Raw genomic sequence first — 9,458 nt, 5'->3', positions numbered from 1 at the left:
TCTGAAGGCGGATGTGCACAATGTGAGGCAGTGCTGCTACCTCACGTACACACATCCGGAAATGCTGAAAGGGACCGAACAGTAATTTTGTCCCAAAGCTGACAGGGCTGTTCTGCCATTAGACGCAGATTCTTTCCGGCGCAGGGACGGGTCTCACGCAACACTTCACTGAAGCCAGGACGCAGCCACGGGACACCGTCATGAAGTTCGCCGGACTTTCCGTCTCACCAGGGGAGAAACGATGCATCCGGCATTGAGATTTCGCTGTCCGCTGATATGCTCTTCAACTGCCGGTAATATATACGGCCGTAGACATTTACGGCATGCTGAACAGGCACTCTCTGCCGGCATTCCTTCCTCCGTCATGTCGTAAAGAGACAGGGATGAGATGAGTATGGGCAAAATTGTCTACGCTATTTTTTCCTCTCATGGGCCTGACCTGCTGACGCTGGGCAGAGGCATCTTTGACTCCTTTGAGGAAAGGGAAAGAAAGGTTGTGGAAGCTCTGGAAGCATGTTCTGAAAATATCCGTAAAGTGAAACCGGATGCAGTGATTGCAATTTCTCCTCACTGGTACACGGGTGGCAGATTTCTGATTGATGGCTCCAAAAAACTTCCCTGCATTCAGGACTATTACGGATTTCCGCCAAACTTTTACAGTTTCAGGTACGATGCGGCGGGTGAGCCGGAGCTGGCAAAGGCGATTGCCGATTCTCTTGTCAGGGATGGATTTCAGGCAGAGCTCACCGGAGGGCGCGGGCTGGACCACGGTCACTGGGTCCCGCTGCATTATCTGCTTCCAGAAAGGAATGTTCCCGTCGTCCCTCTTTCAATAACAGGTCTTTCTGCTGAGGAGCACTACAGTTCCGGTATTTCGATAGCACACGCCCTGGATGGTTACAGCGGGAGGATTGCAATCCTTGCCACGGGTGCCCTACTGCACAGAATGGATCTCATTACCTCCTTTGAGCTGCACGACGAATGGCCGGAAGGGGAAATCTTTCTTAAGCACATCGGAGAGGCATTGAGCACGATGGATGTTGAAGCCATAAAATCCATGGCGTCCGGACGAAATGAGGCCGGACCGGAGGCTGGACTGAGAACACTGATGCTTCTCCTTGGTGCACTGAGCAATACGGAAGTGCATGCAAACGTGCTTTCTGCAACACGCATTGCAACATACACCTCAAACAACGTAATCGAATTCATTACGGCAAACCGCTGATTTCAAATGCTTTGTCGGATGACACACATTAATTCCTTCAAATGCCCAAAGTCAACGCGGGAAGACGTTTTATGGCGGCAGCAGATTTTCCATCCGGGTCATCGAAATAGACTGAACTAGTGCCGTTTTCCCGTCTCCCGCTGTGGGTTATGTGCACCTGCCCAGATAGATCCTGCCTGCAGCTTAAGGCACAGCCGGCTCACAGGTTGAATGCCCCCGCCCGATCTCATCCCGCCGGCCGGCAGCGGTTTCTTCAGTTCGAAATTACAAAACGATTTTTTATTTCAGATAGACGCCGGTAATGATGTAGGATACGCCGAAAACTATATTGACAATTCCTTTCAGAATTGACAGGACAGCTCCGACACCGCCTATGCTGTAGAAATTCAGTATATCTCCAAGCGGAATTATTATGATCGAGATGAAAAGCCCGCCAAGGAGTCCCAGCCACAGCAGTGCCCTGTGCTCTCCGGATGAAATACGATGCAGGAAGAGGAAAAATGACATGTAAACCAGTGAATTCACGATCATGGCCATGACCATGAAGGCAAGAAGCGATGCCGGCGGGGCGGCGACAGCCGACGGTCCAGCTGCGACTACAGAAAGGGAGAGGGACTGTGACACTGTCCTGACTCCGGTCAGAAATCCCAGCAGCTGGGCAAAAACATACAGTGCCATGCCAAGCAGTACGTTCCGCCTCTGCTCCGTTCCGAGCGCCCATGATTCAACAATCACAAGCGCAACGCCTGCGATCGCCAGCAGGTCGCCTGCGAGAGCATTGACAGGAAACAGAAAGATATCGCTGAAAGCGGCAAGCATGAAAGCAAGACCTATCAGGAAGGCGCCGAGTCCTATAATTCTCATGCCATGACGCCTGATTCCAGGTTTCAATTCAATTCACAGCCCTGCGCTTACCTGACTGCTTATTCTATTAAATACATCACGTTCAGAGACGGATACGCCAAGCCTCCAAAAATGAGCTGCATCCGCCTGATGGGATTTTGTTTCGCCGCCGGCGCATCACTGTCTGCTTATCGCCTCATTCAGCTTCCAGAGCCTGTCTCCGACATGAAAGAGTGATTCGGCATATTTTCCCTTCTCTTTTCTTCCGAAGAGTGAGCTGTCCACGATGCACCTGCCTATTGCGAGGGGCCTTCCGTATTTCTCCTCACGTATCCAGACCGTCTGGCCCTTTGTAATGTTTCTGTCCCCGTCCAGGACGCCCGGTCCCATGATATCAGCTCCGTTGACCACAAATTTGACAGCGCCGGAATCCACAGTGAGATAGAGACGGGTTGAGCCGAATCTGAGCAGCCCGTTGAGAGAGAGGAAGGGCGAATTCTCAATGTCGATTGCAATGATCTCATTGTTCAGTATGTAGACTTTCTGTTCAAGGCCGTAAACTTCGGCCATTTCGACAGGATCGGCATCCGAAAATGTCACCGTTCCGAATTTTCCATCCAGGTCAGAAGCGAGGGATGAAATCTCTTTCTGCCTGAGTCTGTGCCTTCTCCTTATTCTCAGTTCATCCGCCATGATATGCAACCGGATTGTCTGACCTCCAGTTAACCGTTTCGAGATCTGTGCTATTCCGGCATGCAGGATCAGGCTGACACATTTAATAAAGAAGCACGTCAATAGACTGCAGGATGCCTGTCGTCGGAGAGATAAACTGCAGCAGTTGCGGAACTGTGAACGGACCCGGTTCGTCATTCTGCAAAAACTGCGGAAGCAAACTGGAAGACAGCGTGCGCTACTGTCAGTCGTGCGGCAAACAGCTGCCAAAGACGTCTGTTGCCCTCTGTCCCGCATGCGGAGCCGTAATTGTCCGGCCGGGGCCGGGGTCTGCGGCACCTGTTCCGGAGGCCGCTGCAGTCTCTCCGGCGCAGGGGTACGGAAACAGCAGTTATGCGAATGTGTCTCCGGACGGCCGGTTCGTCGCGATCCCGCCGTCAGATGCTGATTTCAGCGTGCTTCGCAAGATGAAACTCTTCGGACTGATCGGAATGATAGAACTTGCGGCATCGATGGTGCTGCTGTCAACGGCCGGGTTGAGTTTCCCGCTTTTTTTCGGTCCGGGAAGGACTGGTCTGATTGGCGGATTGACAATCGCTGTAGGATTTGCCGCCATAGCCGAACTGGCGCTGGAGATTTATTCAATTTTTCTTGCGTGGTCCGCATTCAGCATACTGTCCGGAACGGACAGCAGGTTCACGACGCCGGCAAAACTCGTCATGCTCATGATAATTGGCGTAATCGCAGCAGCGGGAGTGGTTTTGTTTTCAGCCGTACCCGGACTTTTTAACACTCCCGGAGGACTGATACTTCTGATTGCAATGCTGCTGGTGCTCGTGGTCTTCCTGCTTCTGGGACTCATCGGTCTGCTGCTTGGAATATGGAGACTGGGCACAAGATACAGAGACGACGGCTTCAAGGTGGCGGCGGTGATGTATCTGATACCGTTCCTGTCCGTCGTCGGTGCAATTCTGGTTTACGCGTCGTCATCCTCCCTGATCAGGAAATTCCAGAGGAGAAAACAGTAATGATTTCCGGGAGACGTCCTGTCAGACTGAAGCGGCTGCCGGCGGACGCAGGACAATTGGGTTAAAATACTGTGAGACGCAATTGCGGTCCGTGGACTATTACAGCGAACTCATGGAGGACATAAGGTCCGACAGAATAACGGATGCGCAGTCGTTCGAGCGGCGGAAGATCCAGCTCTGCAGAAAATACAGCCTGGAATCCATACCACCGAATTCGGACATACTCAGCAGAACGCCTCCTGAAATATTCGAAAAGGTCCTGCCGATAGTGAGGCTCAAGCCGTCTAGGACAATCAGCGGTATAGCGTCTGTTGCAATAATGACATCGCCCTACACCTGCCCTCACGGGACATGCATATACTGCCCCGGAGGGGTTGACAACAATTCGGCCCAGGCGTACACCGGCAAGGAGCCCGCGGCGAGGAGAGCGGGAATGAACGATTTCGACCCCTACAGGCAGGCGAAATCGAGAATTGAGCAGCTGAACGCGATAGGGCACTCCACAAACAAGATTGACCTCATCATTATGGGCGGAACATTCACTGCAAGGACTGAGGAGTACCAGGAGTGGTTCATCAGAAGGGCATTTGATGCAATGAACGGTTTCGATTCGAAATCCATAGAGGAGGCGCATGCCGCCAATGAGAAGGGCGCCAACAGATGCATAGGAATGACGGTGGAAACAAGGCCTGATCAGCTCAGCCGGAAACAGATAGAGCTTTCGCTGAGGCTGGGCACCACAAGGGTCGAAATCGGCGTGCAGTGCATATTTGACGAAATACTGAAAAGGGCAAACAGGGCGCACGACGTCGGGAGCACGATTGAGGCCACCCGGAGGGTGAAGGACAGCGGTATGAAGGTGGGCTACCACATGATGCCTGGACTGCCGGGAATGACGGATAAAATGGAGCTGGAAAATTTCACCCGCCTGTTTTCGGACAGCGATTTCAGGCCGGATATGCTGAAAATATACCCCACACTGATAATCGAGGGGACGCCGCTGCATGAAATGCACCGGAAGGGACTGTACGAGGAGTATACGCTGGAAAAGGCGGTCAGGCTGCTGGCCGAAGTGAAGAGGGACATACCGAAGTATGTCAGAATCCAGAGAATACAGAGAGACATACCGGCACCGATGATAAGCGCAGGCGTGAAGAAGAGCAACCTCAGGGAACTGGTGCGTGACGAGATGGAGAGGAGAGGATGGCGCTGCAACTGCATCAGGTGCAGGGAGGTCGGTCATCTGGGTATTGCGGAGGACGAAATAAGGCGCGGAAATGTTGATCTCAAATACATGAAATATGAGGCAAGCCTCGGTACAGAGCATTTCATATCGTTCGAATGTGACGATGCGATTGTAGGCTACCTTCGGCTGAGGCTGCCGGAGACAGGTCCGTCGTATATAAGGGAGCTGAAGGTATTCGGGAGGGTCGTTCCTGTCGGGGAAGGGCATGGCCCGGACTGGCAGCACAGGGGCTATGGAATGAGACTGGTTGAGGAGGCCGAGTCGATATCAAGGGATGCAGGTTACAGAAGCATAAGGGTAACCAGCGGTGTCGGAGTGAGGGAATATTACAGAAAGCTCGGATACTGCAATGACTCCTTCTATCTCGGAAAACAGCTTTGAGACGCAGCCGGCTTTTTATTCTTATTGAAATTCAGTTGGAATAATTATTAAGCACCATGCCGATAATAAACCGCTGAGTCACTGTAATCACACCGGGAATAAATTGAGGCTGGAAGAGGAATATCGATGAGCTGCCTGCTTTGTGGAGATGAAACATTCGGCGGGGATGCGATATGCACCTCCTGTGCATACAGCAACCTCGGGGACGGATGGTACACTGCTGAGGAGGATGACGGCTACTTCAGGCTGCAGTCTATTGGCCTGCTGGCAGCTGTTCTTACGGACGGAGACATCGTCCTGACAGAAGGCGTTGAGCCGTTTGACAGTTTTATTTCCTCCCTGCCCGACACGGAGGACGGTTACAGGACGGCGATTGCGGTAATGACCGGCATACTTGACCACATGCGCCTTGGGGAGAAGGAGCATTTCGCACTGCCTGCATTCGGGCACGTGTCGAAACTGCTGGAAAGACTTGAAAGCTACGAGCAAACCTTTCCGCACCTGGCGGATGACTCATTCTATCGCGGCATGTCAACGCTTTACACGGCGGCAGCCAGGCTGTTCTACCTGCCACTCGCTCCCGAGGGGTTCTCGGAAAGCAGGAAGAGAGCCCTTGTGGAGAAAGCTTCCTACTGGGAAAGCAGGCTCTCCGCCGGTGCAACAGGTTCTGCGCAAATTCCTTCCGTTGACAATAAAGCAAGCGTCAGCCTCGAAACGCCGGCTGTGAGCGCAACCGGGACAGCCGTAGAGAATCTTCTTCCCATGGTCGAAGCGCTGAAATCGCGCATAAGGAATATGGAATCGGCAATCAGCCGGATACAGGAAAGGACGCATTACCTGAAGGCGACCGCACCTTCCAGACCAGCGCAGGCAGAGGAGCAGAATGCCAGCATGGAAACGGAAGACAGCGCATCCGCTGAGGAAGGAGTGCTTCTGCTGAAGAGGGCGAAGGTCGATATGCTTTCAGGACGCTATCAGGAGGCACTTTCCGGCTATCTGCTCAAAGTAGGCGGATTTCCGTCCGATGGCGATGACCTCGTCGGCGCTGTCACTGCAGCGCTGAGATTGAAGGACTGGGAGAAGGCGCATGAAGCCGTTGAACTGTGCCTGCGCAGGGGCATAACAGAGAATGCGGATCTCGCCAAATCTGTTTTTGCCTGGCATGAAGGAAAATGGGGCATGGCACTGCAGCTTGCCGACGGCGAAATCGTCAATGCGAAGTCGTCAGCCGCATTTATCTTCAAGCTGAACATATGCGCGCAGTACGGCCTTGCCGACAGGGAAAGGGAACTGAGGGAACAGCAGAAGCTGGTGGGCGACATCCAGTCCGGTGCAAACCTTATTTCAGTATTTTATCTGAGTCTTGGAATGTGGGGCGCTGCGATGCAGTGCATCAATGTCACGCCTGCGGACGAATGGACAGACGAGACATTTTCGGCGTTAGGAATGGCGCTCGAGGAAAAGGGCGACATCGCAGGCGCACTGCGAGCATATGATGATGCCCTCAGGATCAACGGGCACAACAGCACCGCGCTGATCAGAAAGGGAATGATGATGTCCCGCTCCGGTGACCATTCAGATGCGCTCAGACTCTTCCGCGAAGAAACATTTCTCTGGCCCGCGACTGCATGGCTCATATCCGCCGAGCTGCGTTCCCTGAACAGGGGTGCGGAGGCACTGGAACTGATCAGGACAGCGGTCGGCGAAGATGCAACAAATCTCAGGCTGGCAAAGGCCGGCCTGGCGCTTGCGGCCGAACTCGGCAAAGCAAAGGAGAGGCGCTATTTTGCACAGCTGATAAGGGAGGCAGGGAAGGGTTGAGCATCTCGGATACATCTGCCCGTAACGGCAGTGCCGCTGAGGCTGCCGAGGTCCTTTCGCATATGCCGTTTGACGGTTTTGTCTCTGTATGCACTTCCGCCGCCGCCCTTCTGGGCGTCAGGGTGCAGAACAGGGTGTTCCATGACGAGAGCTTCGTCCTCACCGGAGAAAGCGGGGGAAAGAACTGCTCTGTCATCTGCCTTCTTCCCGGCATCAGGGCCAACATGCGCCGTATTGCTGCCGCTGCAAGGAGGGAGAAGAGGAAAGGCAGGACTGTCATCGTTCTGTCAGCAGAAAAACTGGACTTTGACAGGGCGGCAGTTGACAGAGCCGTGACGGGAGAGGCATTCGTCAGACTCGCGTCGAAAACGGCAGACTACACGGAAGACAGGCGTAATGCGGCTGCAGCCGCGGGCAGAGGCGGAAAGGGAGACGAGAAAGAGAGGCGCTTCAGGGACATGATGATGTACGCGAGAGGGAGATTCGATGCAGGTGACTTCGGCGAGGTCATCAAGACGCTTGATCTCCTCGCAGATTTCAAACCCGGTTCCGAGGAGGTTTACAGGCTGCGCGGTCTGGTCTATCTCAGGGAAGGCAGAAATGACGAGTCGGCTGATCAGTTTGACAGGGCGATAACACTCAACGGCAGGAACGCCGACAACTGGTTCGGGAAGGCCTCGGCACTTTATCAGAAGGGGGATTATGCCGGCGAAATCGAATGCTACGACATGATACTGAAAATTGATCCGATGCACAGACGGGCGCTTCAGAACAAGGGCGTTGCTCTTCAGAACATGGGAAGGCCCGGCGAAGCGGCCCGCGTCTATGAAAGGGCGCTCAGGTATTCGCCCCATGATCCGGATCTGCTGCGCAATCTTTCACTTGCGTATTACGGAACCGGCGAAACAGGCAGGGCAATCGCACTGCTCGACGGCATAATTTCAAGGAACCCCTCGGACGAACGTGCAATCAGAACCAGGGGGCTGATACTCGCGGAACAGAACATGCCGGGCGCGATTGAAACACTGAAGAAGTACCTGGAGATGAGGGAGGAGGCGGCCGTCATCGGCGTCGTAGCCTCACTATACCTCAGGCAGGGAGATCTCAGGGAGGCTGAAGCATATTCGAAACGGGCTCTGGAAATAGACAGGGAAAACGAAATTGCAGTGCAGACGCTTGAGGAGATCAGAAAACAGGCCGAAGGACCAGGCGCCGTTCAGGAGGAATCCGTTGCCGCCGCTGCAGCGGCTCAAGGCCCGGCGGAAGCGGCGGAAAGCGGCGGCTCGCATGCACATGCGGTGGAAAACAGGGCGGCAGGGCTTACGGCGCAGAGCGCATCAAGGCTGACATCTGAAGAGATCTGCGATATTTTCAGCAGGGAATTTGCCGATGGCGAGCGGAGGCATCAGGCGCTCTTCCTGCTGAGCAGGATTAAGACAGCGGAGGCGGAGGCAGCACTCGGAAGGATCCTGCGGGAAGGAAACTTCGTGGAGCAGTCAGGCAGCACTGTTTCCGCAGCGGTTGCCGAGAAATTCGCATATCAGAGCGGAGACTTCGGCCTCGCCGCAAATATAGCGGAACAGAGAATAGCGGCAGGGGACGCGGAGGAATGGAAATACAGGCTTATTTCCTCCCTGTTCAGGCAGTCCAGGTTTGAGCAAACCATCCCGCTGTGCCTGTCGCTGCCGGAGCGGACGGGGATGGAACTCGCCGGAGCCGCCTACCTGATGCTTGGCAGATACTCGAAAGGAGCAAGAATTCTGAGGAAATGCGGCGGAAACAGCAGTATTGCGGCAAACTGCCTCGGCATTCTGCAGATGCGTTCGGGGAATTACCAGGAGGCACTCGATCTTTACACGGGGATAGCGTTCAGGAACCCGGCGGAAGAGAACAACCGTGCAATAGCACTTTATCTCAGGGGCGACAGGGCTCTCGCCGCCGAACTCCTTTCACGCCTGAAGAACGATCGGCTGTGGCAGCACCGCTACAATCTGGCCATGATGCTGATGGAGAACGGCAGGTACGCGGAGGCTGCGAGAGAGATGAGGGCTGCGGCGGATCTTGAAAAAAGCGCATTGACGGCCACCGGACTCGGAACCGTTCTGGCGCTGTCCGGAAATCTGGCGGATGCAAAAGAGCAGTTTGAGAATGCCCTTTCGCTTGATTCGGGCTACTCCCCGGCAGTCCGTGCCCTCAGGAAAGTGAACAGGCTGATGGCACGGGGCGCCTGAGGCGGACAGTG

Annotated in this window: 7 protein-coding genes; 5 read left to right on the top strand and 2 right to left on the bottom strand. The window is 54.3% G+C overall.

The window, feature by feature from the left end; translation table 11 throughout:
• Nucleotides 1-394: 394 nt before the first annotated feature.
• Nucleotides 395-1,225 (top strand): dioxygenase, encoded by an 831-nt coding sequence (locus tag KIS29_08320; GenBank protein MBX8640324.1) that lies wholly within the window; start codon nt 395-397, stop codon nt 1,223-1,225.
• Nucleotides 1,226-1,504: 279 nt separating this feature from the next.
• Here KIS29_08320 and KIS29_08315 read toward each other — a convergent pair whose 3' ends face one another.
• Entirely contained in the window at nt 1,505-2,089 is a 585-nt protein-coding gene (locus tag KIS29_08315) for a hypothetical protein (protein MBX8640323.1), read from the bottom strand.
• A 156-nt stretch (nt 2,090-2,245) separates the two neighbouring features.
• Nucleotides 2,246-2,761 carry an RNA-binding protein gene (locus tag KIS29_08310; protein ID MBX8640322.1) on the bottom strand — a complete coding sequence of 172 codons (516 nt, stop codon included), beginning with the start codon at nt 2,759-2,761 and terminating at the stop codon, nt 2,246-2,248.
• Nucleotides 2,762-2,874: 113 nt separating this feature from the next.
• Between KIS29_08310 and KIS29_08305 the strand changes: the two genes are divergently transcribed.
• The 4 genes from KIS29_08305 to KIS29_08290 all read left to right on the top strand — a co-directional run bounded on the left by KIS29_08305 (nt 2,875) and on the right by KIS29_08290 (nt 9,447).
• Entirely contained in the window at nt 2,875-3,768 is an 894-nt protein-coding gene (locus KIS29_08305; protein ID MBX8640321.1) for a DUF973 family protein, read from the top strand.
• Nucleotides 3,769-3,859: 91 nt separating this feature from the next.
• A complete protein-coding gene (locus tag KIS29_08300; protein ID MBX8640320.1) occupies nt 3,860-5,395 on the top strand; it encodes a tRNA uridine(34) 5-carboxymethylaminomethyl modification radical SAM/GNAT enzyme Elp3 in 1,536 nt (511 codons plus the stop codon).
• 126 nt (nt 5,396-5,521) lie between these two features.
• On the top strand, nt 5,522-7,216 hold the full coding sequence (locus tag KIS29_08295; GenBank protein ID MBX8640319.1) for a hypothetical protein: 1,695 nt from the start codon (nt 5,522-5,524) through the stop codon (nt 7,214-7,216).
• The gene (locus tag KIS29_08290) at nt 7,213-9,447 is read left to right on the top strand and encodes a tetratricopeptide repeat protein (protein MBX8640318.1); all 2,235 of its coding nucleotides are present in this window, start codon (nt 7,213-7,215) and stop codon (nt 9,445-9,447) included. The genes KIS29_08295 and KIS29_08290 overlap by 4 nt, the downstream gene beginning before the upstream one ends.
• The last annotated feature ends 11 nt before the right edge of the window (nt 9,448-9,458 follow it).

Source organism: Candidatus Sysuiplasma jiujiangense (assembly GCA_019721075.1).
In the GTDB taxonomy this organism is placed as follows: Archaea; Thermoplasmatota; Thermoplasmata; order Sysuiplasmatales; family Sysuiplasmataceae; genus Sysuiplasma; species Sysuiplasma jiujiangense.
Note: the sequence above shows the minus strand (reverse complement) of the source record. Positions and strands in the feature narration are given on the sequence as shown.